At 45.0% G+C, this 17,934-nt stretch carries 15 protein-coding genes; 2 read left to right on the top strand and 13 right to left on the bottom strand.

What is annotated here, in order from left to right; all coding sequences use genetic code 11:
* Positions 1–149 precede the first annotated feature (149 nt).
* The 3 genes from nikC to FS818_RS16580 form a co-directional block, all read right to left on the bottom strand.
* Entirely contained in the window at positions 150–1,049 is a 900-nt protein-coding gene (gene nikC, locus FS818_RS16590; RefSeq protein WP_145333242.1) for a nickel transporter permease, read from the bottom strand.
* A gap of 153 nt (positions 1,050–1,202) precedes the next feature.
* Complete coding sequence (locus tag FS818_RS16585) at positions 1,203–2,207, bottom strand: ABC transporter permease (RefSeq protein WP_145333241.1); 1,005 nt, start codon at positions 2,205–2,207, stop codon at positions 1,203–1,205.
* Positions 2,208–2,471: 264 nt separating this feature from the next.
* Entirely contained in the window at positions 2,472–4,121 is a 1,650-nt protein-coding gene (locus tag FS818_RS16580) for an ABC transporter substrate-binding protein (protein ID WP_145333499.1), read from the bottom strand.
* A gap of 1,141 nt (positions 4,122–5,262) precedes the next feature.
* On the opposite strand from FS818_RS16580, the gene FS818_RS16575 reads away from it, so the two are divergent.
* Both FS818_RS16575 and FS818_RS16570 read left to right on the top strand, forming a co-directional pair.
* Complete coding sequence (locus FS818_RS16575) at positions 5,263–5,820, top strand: helix-turn-helix domain-containing protein (RefSeq protein ID WP_145333240.1); 558 nt, start codon at positions 5,263–5,265, stop codon at positions 5,818–5,820.
* 30 nt (positions 5,821–5,850) lie between these two features.
* Complete coding sequence (locus FS818_RS16570) at positions 5,851–6,330, top strand: YbaK/EbsC family protein (protein ID WP_145333239.1); 480 nt, start codon at positions 5,851–5,853, stop codon at positions 6,328–6,330.
* Positions 6,331–6,499: 169 nt separating this feature from the next.
* On the opposite strand, the gene FS818_RS16565 is transcribed toward FS818_RS16570, so the two are convergent.
* The 10 genes from FS818_RS16565 to FS818_RS16520 all read right to left on the bottom strand — a co-directional run bounded on the left by FS818_RS16565 (position 6,500) and on the right by FS818_RS16520 (position 17,829).
* The gene (locus FS818_RS16565) at positions 6,500–7,489 is read right to left on the bottom strand and encodes a glycoside hydrolase family 25 protein (RefSeq protein WP_145333238.1); all 990 of its coding nucleotides are present in this window, start codon (positions 7,487–7,489) and stop codon (positions 6,500–6,502) included.
* Between the two features lie 301 nt (positions 7,490–7,790).
* On the bottom strand, positions 7,791–8,330 hold the full coding sequence (locus FS818_RS16560; RefSeq protein ID WP_260989893.1) for a phage holin family protein: 540 nt from the start codon (positions 8,328–8,330) through the stop codon (positions 7,791–7,793).
* Positions 8,331–8,572: 242 nt separating this feature from the next.
* On the bottom strand, positions 8,573–11,857 hold the full coding sequence (locus tag FS818_RS16555) for a pyocin knob domain-containing protein (RefSeq protein ID WP_145333237.1): 3,285 nt from the start codon (positions 11,855–11,857) through the stop codon (positions 8,573–8,575).
* Complete coding sequence (locus FS818_RS16550; protein WP_145333236.1) at positions 11,857–12,402, bottom strand: putative phage tail protein; 546 nt, start codon at positions 12,400–12,402, stop codon at positions 11,857–11,859. The genes FS818_RS16555 and FS818_RS16550 overlap by 1 nt, the downstream gene beginning before the upstream one ends.
* On the bottom strand, positions 12,399–13,457 hold the full coding sequence (locus FS818_RS16545) for a baseplate J/gp47 family protein (protein WP_145333235.1): 1,059 nt from the start codon (positions 13,455–13,457) through the stop codon (positions 12,399–12,401). Before FS818_RS16545 ends, FS818_RS16550 begins: the two co-directional genes overlap by 4 nt.
* Positions 13,450–13,863 (bottom strand): DUF2634 domain-containing protein, encoded by a 414-nt coding sequence (locus FS818_RS16540; RefSeq protein WP_145333234.1) that lies wholly within the window; start codon positions 13,861–13,863, stop codon positions 13,450–13,452. The genes FS818_RS16545 and FS818_RS16540 overlap by 8 nt, the downstream gene beginning before the upstream one ends.
* On the bottom strand, positions 13,860–14,117 hold the full coding sequence (locus FS818_RS16535; protein ID WP_186375513.1) for a DUF2577 family protein: 258 nt from the start codon (positions 14,115–14,117) through the stop codon (positions 13,860–13,862). Before FS818_RS16535 ends, FS818_RS16540 begins: the two co-directional genes overlap by 4 nt.
* 6 nt (positions 14,118–14,123) lie before the next feature.
* Positions 14,124–15,134, bottom strand: coding sequence for an XkdQ/YqbQ family protein (locus FS818_RS16530; RefSeq protein WP_145333233.1), 1,011 nt, complete (start codon positions 15,132–15,134; stop codon positions 14,124–14,126).
* Between the two features lie 13 nt (positions 15,135–15,147).
* Complete coding sequence (locus tag FS818_RS16525) at positions 15,148–15,846, bottom strand: LysM peptidoglycan-binding domain-containing protein (protein ID WP_145333232.1); 699 nt, start codon at positions 15,844–15,846, stop codon at positions 15,148–15,150.
* Positions 15,847–17,829 carry a phage tail tape measure protein gene (locus FS818_RS16520; RefSeq protein WP_145333231.1) on the bottom strand — a complete coding sequence of 661 codons (1,983 nt, stop codon included), beginning with the start codon at positions 17,827–17,829 and terminating at the stop codon, positions 15,847–15,849.
* Between the last annotated feature and the right edge of the window lie 105 nt (positions 17,830–17,934).

The following is a 17,934-nucleotide window of genomic DNA, read 5'->3' as shown; positions in this document are numbered from 1 at the left end:
GGTAAATCCTTAAAGTTTTCGGTAAATAAGCTCTGTGGTGATCGTTAGCCTGGGAAATATCCGGGAAATCATAAAATAAGGTTCCTCAGGATCGTTAGGTTTCCCAACGAACACCTAGAGAGGTGTCTAATAAATCGTGGCGCCCTGCTTTATTTCTTCGCCATCTTTGGATCAAGAGTGTCACGCAGGCCATCGCCCATCAGATTGAAACCAAGTACCGTCAGCATAATGGAAAGACCGGGAAAGATTAGCGTCCACGGAGCCTTTTGGATGTACTGACGTGAATCCGAAAGCATCTTGCCCCACTCCGGGTCCGGTGGTTGCGCCCCCATACCTAGAAATCCGAGCGCCGCTGCCTCGATAATCGCCGTACCGATCCCAAGTGTTCCTTGCACAATTAGGGGCGTAAGACTGTTTGGTAAAATGTGCCGAAACAATATTCGTCCGTTCCCCGCTCCCAATGTCCGTGCCGATGTAATAAACTCTTCCTGCCGCAAGCTAAGTACACGCGACCTCACCAACCGTCCATACGTTGGAATGTTCACAATGGCAATGGCGAGCAACGCATTCTGCAAAGAGGGTCCCAGAATCGCGACAATTGCTATTGCCAGCAAAATGCCCGGAAATGCCAGCAAAATATCAAACAGACGCGAGATCAGCATATCCGCCCATTTTCCATAGAACCCCGCAACCAGTCCGAGCAGTGCTCCAGCAATAATGGACCCAATGACAGAGAAAAATCCAACCCACAACGATATTCTTGCACCATGAATTACACGGGAGAACACATCTCGTCCCAGATCATCCGTTCCGAACCAGTGCTCAGCCGAAGGGGCTTGAAGCCTGTCCTGCAGCACCTGCTCTTTGTAATCATAGGGCGAAATATAGGGGGCAAGGAAGGCTAATACGATGAAAAAAACAATAATGATCAAGCCTGCCAGCGCAAGCTGATTTCGCCGAAACGTCCTCCATGCCTCACGCCAGGGACCCGATCTACTTGCGCTGACTGCGTCAACGGTTTGTCCGGTATTGGTCGACAATTTGGCCATACAGGTTCTCCTTTGCTGAACTTAGATATGTTGAACGGAAATTCGGTGATACAAACGCAGCTTACGCTTCCGAAGCATCTTTTTTTCACAGGCTACGCAGGTTTCTTACGTGCATCCGTTTGCCTGTAAATCAGCTTTTCTCGTAAATCTCCCCTACTTGTAACTGATCCTCGGATCAAACACCGCATAGAGTAAATCTACAATCAGATTGATCAACACAAAAAAGAAAGCCACGATCAGGATTCCGCTCTGAATCACGGGATAATCCCGTGAACTAATCGCTTCATATATATAACGCCCTACACCCGGCCAGGCAAAAATCGTTTCCGTCAGCACCGCGCCACCCAGCAGAGACCCGGTCTGGATACCAATGACGGTCAGCACAGGGATAAATGCATTTTTCAGCGCATGTCCGTATACGACAAAAAACGGCCCCAATCCTTTCGCCTTGGCGGTACGAATATAATCGGAACTCATCACTTCCAGCATGCTGGAACGTGTCATGCGCGCAATCACAGCCATCGGGATAGTGCCCAGCGCCACACTTGGCAGAATCAGATGTTTAGTCACTGTCCACAGCTGATCCCAGCGTCCGGCAAGCATCGTGTCCAGCACATACAAACCTGTAATCGCCTCTACCGGATCACGTGCATTCATTCGTCCAATAGACGGTAGCCATTGCAGTTTGTTGGCAAACAGCCATTGCTCCATCAATCCGAGCCAAAAAATCGGCATCGATACACCTACAAGCGCAATCACCATGCAGCAATAATCAAACCAGGAGTTGTGCTTCCATGCACTAACAATCCCTGCATTCACACCAATAATGACAGCAAACAACATACTTGCCACCGTAAGTTCAAGTGTTGCTGTCAGATAAGGCACGATTTCCTGGGCAATAGGCACCTTGGTGCGAATCGACGTGCCCAGATCTCCTTTCAGCAAGTCGCCCAGATAGGCGAAATATTGCTGGAACCAGGGTTTGTCCAGTCCGAGCTGATCCCTTAGAGCCTGCTTGGATTGTTCGGTTGCTTTTTGTCCCAGAATCGTCTCTGCCGGATCACCGGGTATTGCATGAATGATGGAAAAAACGATCAACGTCATGCCCAGCAAAACGGGCAACAGTACCAGCACACGTTTGACAATATAGCTGTTCACTTTCAGATCACCTGCCTAAAGGGTTCATCTGCATGATTTCAACTTCGGAAAAATCAAAGAAATAGCGCTGGCGAACACGTATGCTTTGGCTCGTCACGACCCGGATGTAGTATCTAATAAGCATTGCATGTCTGCCAGCGCATCACTTGGTTTAACACTTGCGTTTAACTTTACGTTGGGTGTTATCGTCTGCGACTCATTTTTGCGTTTATTATTTATTTTTGTAGCTTCGTGTCCAGAACTCTTAACTTTTATTCAGAATATTTATTCAAAATAAGCCCCCACGTACGATTCCGTTCCCAGCGGGGAGGTTACAAAACCTTTCAGGCTCGCTTTCCCTGCGAGAATTGGTGTCGTATGCACAAGCGGAATCCAAGGCGCATCTTCCTTGATGATGACCTGAGCCTGTTTGTACAATTCGGCACGTTTGTCCTGATCCGTCTCTGTTTGTGCTTTCGTGAGCAGCGTGTGCAGTTCCTCGTTTACATAGTAGCTGCGGTTGTTGCCTGGAATGGCGTCTTTGTCCAAAAGAGTATACAGGAAGTTGTCCGGGTCACCGTTGTCGCCTGTCCAGCCGAGCATGTAGAGATCATCCTTCTCCCCGGCTTTGGAATCTTCCAGATAGGTCGCCCATTCAGGGGATTCGATGGTGGTTTTGACTCCAATTTTTTCAAAATCCGCCTGAATGGCCTCTGCTACCTTCTTGCCATCGGGCATATATGGACGAGACACTGGCATCGCGTAAAATGTCACCGGATCAGGCAATCCGTCAGGAAAGCCGGCTTCGGCCAGCAACGCTTTTGCTTTTTCCAGATCATACGCGTAATCTTCGATCTCATCGTTATAACCCCACAGCGTAGGTGGCATCGGGTTCACCGCAGGCTCTGCCTGTCCGGCAAAGAACGCGTCAATGATGGCTTGTTTGTTCACGGCATGGTTCAGGGCTTGTCTGACTTTGACGTTATCAAACGGTTTTTTCTTAAAATTAAAGCCGATATATGCCACGTTGAACGGTGGACGTTCAATTTTCTGCAGCTCGCTATTGCCCTCCAGAATACTCAGATCGTCCGGATTCAGATCTTCCATAATATCGATCTCGCCATTTTGCAATGCATTGAAACGAGCGGTGTTATCCGGGATGGAGCGTACGATCACTTTGTTCAGCTTCGGGAAACCTTCCCTCCAGTAGTCTGCATTTTTCTCCAGCGTGATCGAGTCGTTCCGCTTCCACTCTTTGAATACAAACGGGCCGGTACCTACAGGCTCACTTTTGAAGTTCTCTTTTTTCTCCCGGATGGCTGTTGGGCTGCCAATGCCAAACGGAGTCATCGCAATATTTTGCAGGAAAGGAGCTTGTGGCTGGTTCAGGGTAAACTCCACCGTGGATTCATCGAGCGCCTTCACTTCCTTGATCACACGTGCGCCATCTGGCCCGAACATGGAATCATAATAGTCGAAGGAATCGCCTTCGAATTTATATTCACTTGCCGGATCGCTCCAGCGATTAAAATTAAACACTACGGCCTCCGCGTTAAAGTCAGTTCCATCATGGAACTTCACCCCGGATTTCAGCTTAAATACATACTTCAGCCCGTCCGCGGAAATTTCCCAGCTCTCAGCCAGTGCCGGAACCACTTCGGTTCCACCCTCTTTGTAATCGAGGAGCGAATCAAATACCTGATGCCCGATCTTGAGAGATTCCCCATCCGTCACAATCGAAGGATCAAGCGCAACCGAGTCCCCGCCGCGTCCCATAATCATCGTATCCTGGGCAGCCGCTTCTGTAGGAGGATCATTACCTTCCGCAGGTGCCGGCGTACCTTCCCCGCCTTCCTTGCTACTGGAGCAGCCAGATAACACAAGTACGGTACTCAGTGCCAAAGTCAGAAAACCGGACATCCATTTTTTTCTCATTCGCATACGTACAACACCCTTCCCTGTCTCATAATGTGTGTGATGCTTGCGCTCGAAAAACGGTAACTCTGGCCGTGTGTGCGATGATGTGGTGGCGATGCTGATGCTATTTAATTTGAACTAAAATTGATTTACACAGGCACTCCGATGACAGAACAACTTTCAATCGCTGTTATCCCCAGATTTTTTTGATTCTCTTTGTCCTCAGATAAAATCCGGTGATAAAGGCGAAGCTTATTCTTCCGATGTAGCTTTCTTGCAGAAAGCTTTTAGCTCCGCTTCTCCAGTTTTTTCTGTCCTCTCCGTTTTTGTGTAAATGAATCGTTCAACAAATAGCTAGTCATCAGATCATCCCTAGTTGTAATCTTTAAATTCTTGTATCATTTATTAAAGGCTTTATATGCCTGTGATACCTGTATTAGAGTGCTGAGAATCGGGACACAAGTTAATTAGACTAATGAGATAGTAAGGCAAATGTAGAACCATTGAAAAAACCGGGGCAACGGATCAGCAGCGTTAGAGTATAAAGCTTCTAGCATTCTGAGATAGGGCGATGAATCTATTTGAACCAAGGTCAATTCGAAACAGCAAATCTGCCCTTGAATGGGTACAAAAATAGAACACAAATGTTGGCCTTGGGACTTTGTCCCGTGAGTTTGTCTTCATGAGGTGTGAAATAGATTTAATTCGATTTATGGGTAGAAAAAAGAATAGAACAGATCGACACTACAATAACTTTTCATGTTATGGTTTTGTCATGATGAGGAGGTTTGTGTATTAAATCGTGGTGAAAAACATTTTCGTGTAACTTACTTTACATCACATTTACCAATTAGACAAGAACTTTACAGACATACCTTTTCAACAATATTACACGCGTCAGAATTAGTGACATTATGTACAAAAAAGGAACACAGCTCGACAATAATCGCCCGTGTTCCTTCCTTTTTTTCAGTTTCAGCTCTGTTCTATTTGTACAGCCGACTCATTGAGACTTAACCATAGCGGATCAGATGTTTACCCATAGTATGTGAGAAAATGTTTAAAATAACCGGCAGTTTAGCACAATACAATGTTTGTGGCATGTTCTATATAATGATATATTTGTATAATATAATAAACAAAAAAAGGAGGTTATTTCTTGAATGCTATACACATCAGGATAGGAAACAACCTGCAACGTATTAGAAAACATAGGCAGTTAAGCTTAGATAAGCTTGCTGATTTGACAAAGGTTAGTAAAGGTATGCTTCATCAAATTGAGCGAGGAGAAACGCAGCCCACAGTAACAACCGTGTGGAAAATTGCTACGGGACTCAATATTTCGTTTTCATCTCTACTTAAAGAGGATGAGGCAGTAGTATCCATCGCAGCTCGAAAAGAAATTCCAGATTTAACAGAAGACAATGGAAAGTGCAGAGTATACTTACTGTTCCCGTTTGACCCTCAAACACGTATTGAAATGTTTACGATCATTCTTAGTCCTACTTGTAGCTATGTTTCACTCCCACACAATGATGGGGTTGAAGAGTACATCACGGTTACCTCAGGAGTGTTTAATCTACAGATTAAGGATGAAATATACGCCTTACAAGAAGGACAGGCTATACGATTTGCAAGCAATGTTGAACACCGTTATATCAATAAATCGGACGAAGATGTAACGATACAGGTTGTTATGTATTATGCAGAATCTTAATTTACTGCAAACATTAAGGAGGGGTACACGTTGACAAGTCAACTTAAAGATACTGCACAACAGGTTCAAAACAAACTAATAGAGTTGGGATATGCAAATAAAGTTATAGAACTACCTGACAGTACACGAACATCACAGGAAGCTGCCGATACGATCGGTTGCGAGGTTTCACATATAGCTAAGTCAATTATCTTTCGACTCAAAAATAACGATAAACCCTTATTGGTTATAGCCAGTGGAGTAAATCGAATTAATGAAAAACAAATTAAAACCCATCTGAATGAAAATATAGGAAAAGCGGACGCTGATTTTGTACGTGAACACACAGGGTTTGTTATTGGAGGCGTGCCACCTTTAGGACATATAGAGTCCATCACCACTCTTATTGATGAAGACTTGTTACAATTTAAAGAGATATGGGCGGCTGCCGGACATCCAAGAGCAGTGTTTCGATTAACACCCGAAGAATTAGTGCAAATGACAAAAGGACAAGTCATCTCTGTAAAATAAATTTGTGTTACCTTTCTGTTATTTTGCTAACGGGAAACGATAGCTCAATCAATTCAAGTGAAATCAATCGTAATCAAAACGAAGTAGGAATGTGAGTTTGTAGATGGGCAAATTGAAAGCATAAGTTTGCCAAAAGGCAAACTTATGGGTTAAATCTCACTCATATCATTTACTTTTTAAATAACCCTCTACGGTGCATCACGGTAATAAAACGATAAAAATCGTAGCTCGCTCCGTTATCGATACTGAACAGTGGATTTTTGGAATCATAGGCCAGCGCTGCATCTACAGCAGCCTTCGCCCAGACAGGTACCTCCATCTGCTGACGCGCTTGCAAACGGTCAACCTGCGCTTTCAATGCATCAAACGTGGCTTTTTCTTCGGCTGTCATCGGTTCGCCCCCCTTCGGTGGTACAGTTGGCGTATTCGGGTTCGATGGTGTGGTCGGGTTCGACGGGTTGCCGGGATTAGTCGGATTGGTGGGCTCTGTTGGATTCGTAGGATTGGGGTTTGGAATAGCCATTGCATATCTCGCTCTAAGCTGTGCCGCCGTTCCTTCGAATTCATTCATATCCACGTTGCCGCTAATGCCATTTACCTTGCCCGAATCCGTATACTGCCAGAACGTCCAGCGCTTCCATGCCGGCTGATCATCAGGAACACGCGTCGTGCTGTATCGGGCAATCCACAGATCGTAAGAGCCCAACGAAGTATCAAAATTGCCGGCAAATGAATTGCCTGTATATATGATCGGTTTAACACCTGTGAGACGTTGCAATTCTGTTAAAAAGGCTTTGGCTACCGTATTCATCTGGGCTTTGCTCAGATTGCCAGGATTGTTCTCGTAATCCATAACCGGTGGTAACTGTAGGGCTTTGGCTCCTCCAATTTGGCTCAATGTATTGGCATAGTGTGCCGCTTCCGCCTTCGCAATCTCCACAGTCGTTCCGCGGAAGAAATGATAGGTTCCCACCATCATGCCCGCCGCCAGCGCACCCGCTACATTTTTCTGAAAATTCGGATCGATATACGTTCGCCCTTCGGTTGCCTTGATAAACACAAACGTCATGCCGCTTGCCTTCACCTTGGCCCAGTCAATATTGCCCTGGTACCTGGAGACATCAATGCCCTGCGTGTTGCCCGGGGTTCTATTTTGCAAATTTCTCACACCCTTTATTCGGCTAGTTGCCGTTTGTATATAGTTAATGCGGACGGATTAAATGCTGCCTGTGTGCGTGTCCCTTGTTGTAATGAAAATGCTATGAAATCATAGAGTAAGGATTTATAAGATGCATAAAAGTGATGACTGGAAATAAAGAAAGCACCCATCACGGGTGCTTTGCTTATTTTTTGCTGCTACTTAGCAATTCCGTCTCTTATTTGTTCTTAATATAACGTTTGGTAACCAAACCCGTTCTATATTAAATCGTTTGGATTCAGATGGTTCTAAATCATCCATTCTAACTGCTTATCTTAACATCGGAATGCTCTTGATCCGCGGCTTTTTCCTTGGGTTGCTCATTTTCTGGAGGATGATTATTTTCGCCTTCGGAATGATCCAACGACGGAGGGGTATGTGGCAATGGAGAAGATAACACATCTTCCCCCGCCTTTCCTTTGAGCACTTGGATCGCCTGCCGAATGACAGGCGGGATCGGAGCGCCCAGCTTACCCCCGTTTTCAATAATGGACAACAACTCATTCGCGATATAAAAAAAGGCGACCGCATCCCTGAACAAATGTCCGTCTCCCAGAACACCGTCCACCAGATGAGCCACCGATACCATTGCAAATATAAATACCTTTCGTGCGATGCCAAACAGTCCAATATTACTCTCAAGCTTGCCCGTCATTCCCGCCGCCGCAATACCGGTTAGGTAGTCGAAGATGACAAAGACAAGCAATACGCCGAGCACTCCTGACCAGCCTCCAAAGAAGTAGGATGCCGAGCTACTCATCAGCGCAATCCCCCATTTCCATAGGGTGTCCCATCGTTCCATAGCTTCACCTCCTTTTTATTACTTCGTGTAACAGTTTGTAGATTAAAAAAGTATTATATATGGTATGGCTAAATGCCGAGTTAATAAATTAGCTACTTACGTAAGGGATTAAGAACATTAACAGCAGGTGAGTAAGAATCCCTTACCCCATAACTATAGAGTATAGAGGATATATAGGAGTATTTATCCTATCAAAAATTCTTAACAAACTTTTAGCACCTTAGAAGATGTTTAAAGTTACTTTACATAGATACAACTCTCAAATTTGACGCAGCTACATACCATGATGCGTTAATTCCAGATGTGTTCGTTCCTACCATGTAACACAGCTTGAAGGGTTGTGAAGTATTGAAGTTCGAAGGCTTGCTCCTAGAACCTAATGACCAGTTAGTTGTACTAATCGGTGCTAAAGAACCGTTAGTCTGTCTGTATTCGACAGTTAAAAGTCCACCGGTAATATCAACTGAAAATCCGTATAAGTTTACTAATGCCTCTGTACCTTGTCCGTATATTGACCCTACCACCCCCCAAGTATTACCGCTAATATCTCTCAAGCCTAGATAAAGCTGAATTTGAGTAGTTACTTGGGACGATATACCGACCCGAAATGTGTTTTGCTCCGCAAAGATCGGCATAGCTGAAATGATATTCGTACCCGCAGGGAAAGTCATAATCTCATGCAAAACGTGACCTACAGTAGCACTCCCTGGGACTGCACCTGTAACAGCATTCGTATTATTCAAATAAACAGATTGGTAATTCCCCTGCTGAATTTTCCCCACCTTTGTTGCCAACTGCTGATGTGTATCGCTGCCTGATGCTACTACACCTTTGCCAGTAATAGCGGCAGCGATTGCCAATTTCCCATCACTGACAGAGGACTTTAAACTCTCAAATTCCTCTCTAGAAGGAACCTTAATCCACGCTCCCCAGATATCATAAAGATTCCGTTGCCAAGTAGTAAATCCTACGGGCAGAAAAGTGATTAGTGTTTGTGTTACTCCTGGTATGCCCCCTGTATTCTGGGTTCCATTTTTGCTTACTTTCAGACTGAAGGCTATTCCTACAGGGCAATTTTTTAATGTTTCAGCAACACTACTAAGTTGACAATAGAACTCTCCTTCTGTTACGAAATTATTTAAATCATCATTTTGTTTGATGCTTGTTGACTTACTGAGAAAATGTTCACCTACGAAATTCTTTAATTCTTTTTCTCTATCTTTACCATCAAACACGGATAGGTTTTTAGAAATAGCAGAAGAATCATTTATCAATTGATCTATTACTGTCTTCTCGCTCAAAGCAACAGATCCATTGAATGGTACTGAAAAGAAATCACCTAAACTCTGATATGTGACTGAGTATTTTGCTGATGATTTAAATTGCGAAGCTGGTAAACTAGCGAGTTCTCTCCCATAAATCTTAGACTCTGGACTAAATCGATTTACGTTCCAATAATCCGGAATATCGTCTTTGTAGATGGACATTATTTTTTTAACACTGCTCTTTAATTTAGAAGATTGATTGAAGTTATTAATGTTGTAGGAGTTATATTCGTTTGAAGTAAACACGGGATTAACTCTCTCTCTAATTTCCAGGCCTGACCCTACTTCTAGCTGATTATGCCCCTGGAACAACGTTAAATGTCCTTCTGCTTGGATAGGCTCGATAATCGGTTTCGAAATTAAATACACGAGTTGATAAGGAGTCCCTCCCGGCACCTGTACAGTTGGCAGAATCTTAGTCCCTTCTCCCGGTGTAGAAATACCATCAGTCAGCTTATGCCAATACTTTGTGCCAACTCCGTTATACAATGAACTCTCTCCGTCATATAGTCTCCAACCTAAGAAGTACGCCTTAATATCATCAGCGGTCGGATTGTACGAATCTCCCCACCCACTGTCATCATTAGAAACGGTCATCCATACATATCCCTTATATGAATCATTTCCAACATTGAATACATCAGCACTTAACAGAGGGGAACTTGATCGATCTAATGTTAGATTTTTCCCATTATATTTGGTCAGATAAGCTTTAACATTCGAGGTATCTACGTTTTTTGGCATATAAATAGCAATTTGTTTATATCCGCTGTATTTAGTAGCACCAAGACTACTAGAATCTAAATTCTCAGGAATAAGTTGAACTTGTCCCCACTTTCTTACTCTGTAATAATGCCCTTCTCTATAGAAAACTTCATCAGCGTTCTCACCAGTCACTGGATCAGAATACAAGTCTGTCTGCAGCGCGAGCATGGAATCTTCTCGTACTTTAAATGATTTGTACGAATCACCTAAAGTCATTACAGGTTGCTTAAAAGTGGCTTTGTTCCCAGCAGCCCATGTCCATTTGCTTACATCAAATTCATCAGTGTATTGTGTAACACCGCTTATATGCATTCCGATATACACAGCATTGGGTGCTGTTCTTATGGTTTTAGTTTCTCCAGGATTGATGAATAACCCCTGTACTCTTTCAGAAGCAGCATAAACACTGATTCGAAGTTTACCTGTGCTTTGTATTGGATTGGTGATCGTATATTCTTGATCAGCTAATATATTCAAATAAGTCACGGCATACGCATCAGTTCCAATAGAATCGGCCAGCATTTTTCCACTTGCAGAATACGGAGCATCGATCACTAGACTATGCCCCAAAGAACTCCATTCATAGAACGGTGGTAACAAGTTTTCTCCATAACGAATGACAAACGGATTATGCACAGGTTGGACGCTATCCACATAAGGATATTTCGCTACAATTTTGTTAGCAGGCATGCTAGAAAGAGCCTTCAATTCATCTGAAGTAATCTCATACAACCGTACTGCATCCACATGACCAAATTGTCCAGCTGTACTTCCCACAATTGAAATTTGTAAATTATTCGTCATAGTCCCTAGACTCGCAGCAGGGGCTAGTAAGATTGCTGACGAGAACTGATCGGTTGTGGCTACTGTCCCGGATACGTTAGATGTGCCATTCCATAATGAAAGGGAAATACTCGTCGAAGTGCCCTTTTTCAAATCTGCAAGTGCAATATAGTTTTTACTCGTTGATAGAGTTTGCCCTAATAATTTGTATAAACTGCCACCGGTGCTGCCTTCTTTTAAAGAAATTTTAACACTTTGATTACCTTGCGTTCTCAGTGACGAATCTAATTCAGACCCCACGCCTGCTGTTGTAAACCATCCACTCATGCTCTCAAAACCACCATCACGCCCCAACAAGTTCACAAGCGTGCGACCCTTTATCCCTTCAAACTTAAAGGTAGAAGCTCGCTCCGCATGAATGATCTGCAACCCGGGCTCCAGCGTTACCGATCTTCTCTTCTCCACATCCAATCGTTCCTGAATGTCACTTACCTTCGTTGCTGTTTCTTCAGTCTTTTCCCCCACCTGATCGGCAAAATCATCAATCTTCTCCCAGTTCTGATCCAGATATTTGTCCAGATCAAAGTAGGTTGTTGACGGCGAGGAACGATCAATTTTATTCAAACCCAGTTTGGGGGTTTTTGGTTCACTCATTACGCTCCACCTCCTGCTAATTTATCCTGCCGGGTTTGTTCCATCTCACTAAGGGTCATGCTCTCGACCTCGGCAACGGTCAGATACCGCAGACGGTACTCGACGGTCATGTGAGCCGGTTTGATATCTTCAATTGCTGCTTTCAGATCGTCCAGGTTGGGCGGCAGTCCCAATGTATCGATAAATCGAATCAAGATGCGATACTCGCCTGGATTAACGGATACATCAATGCCCCCGTTTTCGTACGCTTGAGCTACATTTTTGAGCATGGACCCTGAAACTTTACCGCTGCCACGCATTTTGGAGATGATGACAGACCTTCGTTGATCGTCCGGTTTGGCACGATTGGTCGGAATCTGCAGATCCTGTTCATATCTCTCCAACGCCCACGTTGCGGATTCCGGGTAAAACTGTTGCAATACGTCTTCTACCCCATCTGCAAGCTGGTCTAGCTCAGTACCTTCTGTCTGTGTCAGAAGCTGCATCTCCAGCACATTTTCATAGAGCGGGGGCAATAGATTCATCAGTATATCTGCTTTACTCACGTCACCTTCACCGTCCCAAGCACAGCGACAGCTCCCGGCGCAATCTCCAGATTGGACATACCGCCGTTGACCAGCAGATTGCTGTAATCGATTACGGGCGGAATATCCAGTATGACATTGGCAATCCGTGTCCAGCGAACGAGCGGATCTGCAAACGCCAACTCTTTCAGATAAACTGTCACCCCTGTCTCAATCAAGGATTTCACCCCATCATACGTTGATCCTGATGCGAGCGTAACCTGCACCTCGATATGAATCGGGACTTCTTCCGCCCCTACAACGGTGACAACCGGACCGATGGGTGCTACCCCTTCCCCCATACCGTCCTGCGTAGGATCGATGTATTGCTGCACGGCCTCGATGACCCCCTCCGCAGGAGCATGCATCTCATTATTAAGCAGAGCTACCTTGACTGTGCCTGGACCATTCCAGAGCGGAAATGCCTTCGCTTTGCCAACTCCCGAATTCTCCCGCGCCCACAGCTCATACTGATACTTGTTAGCACTTGTGATCGGACGCGAAACTTTGTCCTGATAACGATCATACAGGGCTTGATCCGTCTCCTCGTCTTCCCCTAGAACAAGCAGTTTGGTTAATCCTGCGGTGGTCAGGCCTGCAATATAATCAATAGGTAACAGTGTCCCGGTATACTCGTTACCTTCCACACCAGCATTCTCACATTCGAGCACATATTGCCCTGCGGCGATTCGCTCTACCGCTCTATACACCCGTTCTCCTGTCGAAAAACGACTCTCCGCTGGAACCTCTACAGGTTTGCCCTCTTGATCCTGAAAGCTGGCAGACCAGCGTGCCTTCGTAGGCCGTTTGCGAGTAATACCTGACCATGCTACCGCACGATCCAGATATTCACCTGAAGCGGTATCGGCAAACTTCAGATTGGCGTTAATATCTAACTCAATATACATCTGGGCCATCTCCACGGCTGCTGGCGCGAGGGCATCATAGATGATGCTACCCTCCCGTTTATCCACACTATCCGGAATTTTTTCCAACATCCGATTCAAAATAACCTCAAATGTCTCCTGTTCATACATTTATGTTCACCTCCGTCTCTTGCCTGAAATTGCCAAAATCAGTTATCACGGTAAAAGAAACCTTGACGCCATCCGGCTCATGAACAAACTCAAACTGGGTTACTTCCGAAATCCGGTCGTCCGGAAGCAATGCTTCTTGAATCCAGCGTTCTAATTCAGATTCCACCATGGATTTCCCGGAAATGCCTTCCCAAGACCATTCCATTCCATAATCAGATGAATAGATCAGATGTTCATATCGACGTGTGGACAAGGCTTTGTACACCGCCTGTTTAACTGCCTCTTTTCCGTCCAACTGAAGCCTGCCAATCCGTTGTCCAGAAGCCTGCAACACATAGGTCAGGCTAGGAAGCACCGAAACCTCTTCCTGATTGTCTACTCCAATTTGAGAACCTTGTGGAATCATGGTTTCACCAGCCGATCCAGCACAACATAACTGTCCCCGCCCTGCACACGTAGCAATAGGGCCGAGTCACCGATCATCCAGTTTTTCTGTGCCACCGATTCCGTGACAACGAGAAAAGGGTCACTTAGCGCAAGCCGCTGTTCCAAGGTAATCTCCAAAGGCTGCGTGTTCGTCACACTTCCGTACATAATCTGTACGGGAGCTTTGGCATCTACGGCGGCTACTGCCGCCTTTTTAATCACATCAAGCATCATAAATGGCTACACCACCTTCAAATCCAGGGACATGGTGTGCACACCCCCCTGTACCTTATGCGTACACTCGTCCACCAGAAAATATTGATTGATCTTCAATTCATCGATCTGAATATTGACAAAACTTCCGGCTCTCACCTTGAAATCGCCCAGGGCATCCACCTTTAACTTCTGTGTTTCCCGGTTCCGCAAGGTCATCAGCGTTTTCAGCATGTTGTCAATCTGACCTTTATTCAGACCATCGTCCGCTTTTTGGTACAAAAAAAGCAGCCCCCAACGACGGATGCTGCTTGAATCCTGATGCACAAACGTATCCCGTTTGCCCGTATCCTTGTTATCCCGGTATAACTTGATCTTGTTATACGTCTGATCGTCAATCGACCGTGTATAACTATAATCCGTCAGCAGACTATGGTCCCCGATCACAAAGCCATAGGGCACCTCTTCGATATCTCGAAGGACGAGTTTGCCAAAATCATCGTAAAAAATATAATTTTTCCCGCCATAAACCAGCGTTCTGTCCAAGGCTTCACAGATCATGTCAATCAGCTTTTTGTTATCAAAAAGCATGTGCGGAATAACATAACTGGGCTGCTTCAAATCACCCGTTTTCAATTGGAAATCCGTTGCAATCCGCTTGATGACATCCGCTGCCGTCGCTTTAACAAACTGATACGTTTGATTCGCCGTGAGATATCGTGTCTGGTCATAGGCTTTGATCTTTACTTTTTCGTCCTTGCCACTGTCGACAGAAAAGATATATCCGTAAAATACTCCCTGATTTCCATGGATGTACCTCACTACATAACCATTCTCATAACTAAACTTTTGATTTTGAAACACACTGCCCTTAATCAACGTGAATTCGAGAGAGGATGGCTTGCCGATACGTGAAGTCTTGTACGTAATTTCGCCAGCAATGTCGCTGATGTCCCAGATGTTTCCCTGTTTATCATCCAGCAATAATTGTTCCTTCTCACCAATCTGCCTCTTGTCCAGATGGATTTCCTGTTGCATATCGTCTCTCCTTTCAAGGAAGCTTGATGACAAGTCCAACGGGCAGCTTCTTGAGCTGTGCATCCTTGATGCCATTCAGCTTCTGCAACTCTTTCCAGCGTGCTCCATCACCCAGATGAGCTTTGGCAACAGACCATAAGGAGTCTCCGGCTTTCAGCGTTACGGTCTTAGGTTTTACTTTTTCATCCGGCCGGGAGGCTTTGGTTTTCGTTTTTGAAGCATCAGCCTTGTTCTGGCTGTTCTTCAGGGGTACTACTTTTTTGGCGGTATAAAAAACATACTGCTTCAGCTTGATATCATATTGCACGTCGCCCACCGTTCCCGCTGTCTCCTTCCAATCGAAGCTCTCAATGGAGACGGCCATGTTAACCGTATATCTTTCACTCGAAAAGATTAGCCTGACGGGGCGCCCTGTCTGCATCCAGCGGATGATATCTTTCACGTACTCGTAGGGATCACGGTAAAACTCATTCTTTACTTTCGGGTCTTTTACGTCATATTTGTAATGATACGGACTGTAATCTGCCGGAAAAATACCGCTAAAGCTCACTTCACGTAGTTTGGGGGACTTGATCACATTAATTTCCCCTAGACGACTAACGTTAAACGTGCTCCCGTCCCCTGCATCTGAAAACTCAATACTCTCCGGTATAACCGGGAAAAAAATATATTCGGCGCGGTTGTTAAAGCTAAGCTGTATCGAATAGCTCACTTATCCATACACCCCCTGGGCACTGGAGACGATCTGACTGTTCATTTCTTCGGTAATTTTGCTAATGATACTGTCCACATCATGTCCGCTATTGATATCGCCTGTCGTCACCTGCACCGTTGGCGTCAGACTGACGAAGCGCTGAATGGCCTGCATCTCGGCAAGCTCACGCATCAGTTTCAGATCCTCACTCGTTACGTCCACCGTGCCATCCACATCACCGATTTTGTCCACCTGTCCGATATTGTTAATCTTGTTGAGGTTACTCATATTGTTCATGTTTGTGGGGGCAGGTGCTGTTGGTATGGAAGGTACGGGAGGTGTTTTGGGAATTATATTCTTACCGAACCCATTACCGAATTTACCTGGTAAATCTTTTTCCTTGGAATTGGGTGTGGGTAAAGCAGGAATGTTCGAGAACAGTTTTTTTGCCAAATCTTGTCCATCTTCATATGCATTAGGATTGTATTCTCCATTCATTTTGAAGAATTCGACTACATCCTTGTCGCTTTTGGGGGCCCAAGATTCTAAGCCTTTCTTCCATTCCTTGATGTCCTTCCCACCAAAACTGATATCTGTTTCCTGAAGTAGACCAATATCAAATCCAAAGGTGCTATTTACCATTTTAATCAGACTATTGATACCGCCATTGATACGTTTCATAGCATCCTCGATGACAGTGACTACGTTATACATGATATCGAGGATAAAAATACCCATATCTTTAAATAAATTCTGTATGGAATACACTGGAGCTCTGAAAGCATTAAAAATTGCCTCACCAAGAGACGCAAACAGATTCCACACTGTCGCAACGACAACTCTTACGATCTCACCAAGCATCATAAAGGCTCCAATAATCACGCCAATGATTTCCGTGCCCGATAGTCCCATCAGACTCAAAATACCAATGACTGTTGCGATGGCAGCTATGGCAAGCAGTATCGGCCAATTCAGCAATAACCAAGCAGCAACGAGACTATAAACTTGAGCGATGACCAAAGCCAAAACTACAATCGCTAACGCCATCAAGATCGGCTGAATGATTTCCCAGTTCTGCTGAATCACACTCGCGATATACAATATACCATCAACTAGCATCGTCAGCGCATTAGCAGCAACCATAAATGCATTGCTAATCCATTCAATTATTCCCGTAAATTCCCCGTTCGCAAATGCTTCATTCAATCGATCCAGTAGAGGTGTCAAAGCCACGAGAGCTATCTGTCCAATCTGACCCAAGACTCCATTAAACTGATTGACAAGCATATTCCACTTCTGAAGAGGTGAATCCAACATTGTGTCAAAGGCCTGTTGGGTGTAGCCTTGCTTTTGCAAAATAACGTCCAGCTTCTGAATAAACCCGTCCAGATTGGATGAATCAATGGTTTGTTGCAGCCCTGCCCCATTTAATACTTCTTCTGGAATATTAAAAGATTGAGCCAGATCGCCATTATCTCCATTCATGGCGGCAACTAAGGCTCCTGTTGCATCCGACATGTTTTTGCCATCTGGAGATAACATGCTCATCCGTTTAGCCATATCCCGCAGCTTGTCTATCTGATCTGTATTCTGTGCATACGGGATAAGGGACAGCGCACCTTGCAAAGCGTCCGTTACATTCTGTCCACTCTTGAACGCTTCGGCTCGATAACGATTAAAAATGGTTTCTCCCTGGGCATCATCGCCCGTTGCTGCCATATACCGATGCTTCAAGTCCTCCTCTTGCGCTGCTGGGGCCAAAACAGCTTGTCCTGCTGACTTCATGATACCGATCCAGGCTCTGGCTCGTTGAGCCCCTTCAGCAAAAGCAGCATTCACTTTAGCTTGCTCTTGAGATACTTCTCGAAGCAAGTTACCAGCTGCGGCAATACTATTCAGACGCGCAGAGCTAAAGGCGGTACTCATCGCCGCAGGCATTTGTTGAAATTGTTGAATCATTCGGTTTGACATCACATATAACCTAGCAAACATGGCATACATTCATTTCCCTCCTTCCTTCGTTATTTCTTTCGTGTGCGGCTTCTCGCCCGCTCTTTCTTCTCTTCCTCCACCCGGACCTGGATCATCGCATAGATGGCTGCTCGT

This window comes from Paenibacillus xylanexedens (assembly GCF_007680605.1).
In the GTDB taxonomy this organism is placed as follows: domain Bacteria; phylum Bacillota; class Bacilli; order Paenibacillales; family Paenibacillaceae; genus Paenibacillus; species Paenibacillus xylanexedens_B.
The sequence above is the reverse complement of the archived record's forward strand: the minus strand, read 5'-3'. Positions and strand labels throughout refer to the sequence as shown.

Coding starts and splice junctions, on each gene's coding strand:
- nikC (WP_145333242.1), bottom strand. CDS start 1,049: ATGGCCAAATTGTCGACCAATACCGGACAAACCGTTGACGCAGTCAGC.
- FS818_RS16580 (WP_145333499.1), bottom strand. CDS start 4,121: ATGAGAAAAAAATGGATGTCCGGTTTTCTGACTTTGGCACTGAGTACC.
- FS818_RS16560 (WP_260989893.1), bottom strand. CDS start 8,330: ATGGAACGATGGGACACCCTATGGAAATGGGGGATTGCGCTGATGAGT.
- FS818_RS16555 (WP_145333237.1), bottom strand. CDS start 11,857: ATGAGTGAACCAAAAACCCCCAAACTGGGTTTGAATAAAATTGATCGT.
- FS818_RS16545 (WP_145333235.1), bottom strand. CDS start 13,457: ATGTATGAACAGGAGACATTTGAGGTTATTTTGAATCGGATGTTGGAA.
- FS818_RS16540 (WP_145333234.1), bottom strand. CDS start 13,863: ATGATTCCACAAGGTTCTCAAATTGGAGTAGACAATCAGGAAGAGGTT.
- FS818_RS16535 (WP_186375513.1), bottom strand. CDS start 14,117: ATGATGCTTGATGTGATTAAAAAGGCGGCAGTAGCCGCCGTAGATGCC.
- FS818_RS16530 (WP_145333233.1), bottom strand. CDS start 15,134: ATGCAACAGGAAATCCATCTGGACAAGAGGCAGATTGGTGAGAAGGAA.
- FS818_RS16520 (WP_145333231.1), bottom strand. CDS start 17,829: ATGTATGCCATGTTTGCTAGGTTATATGTGATGTCAAACCGAATGATT.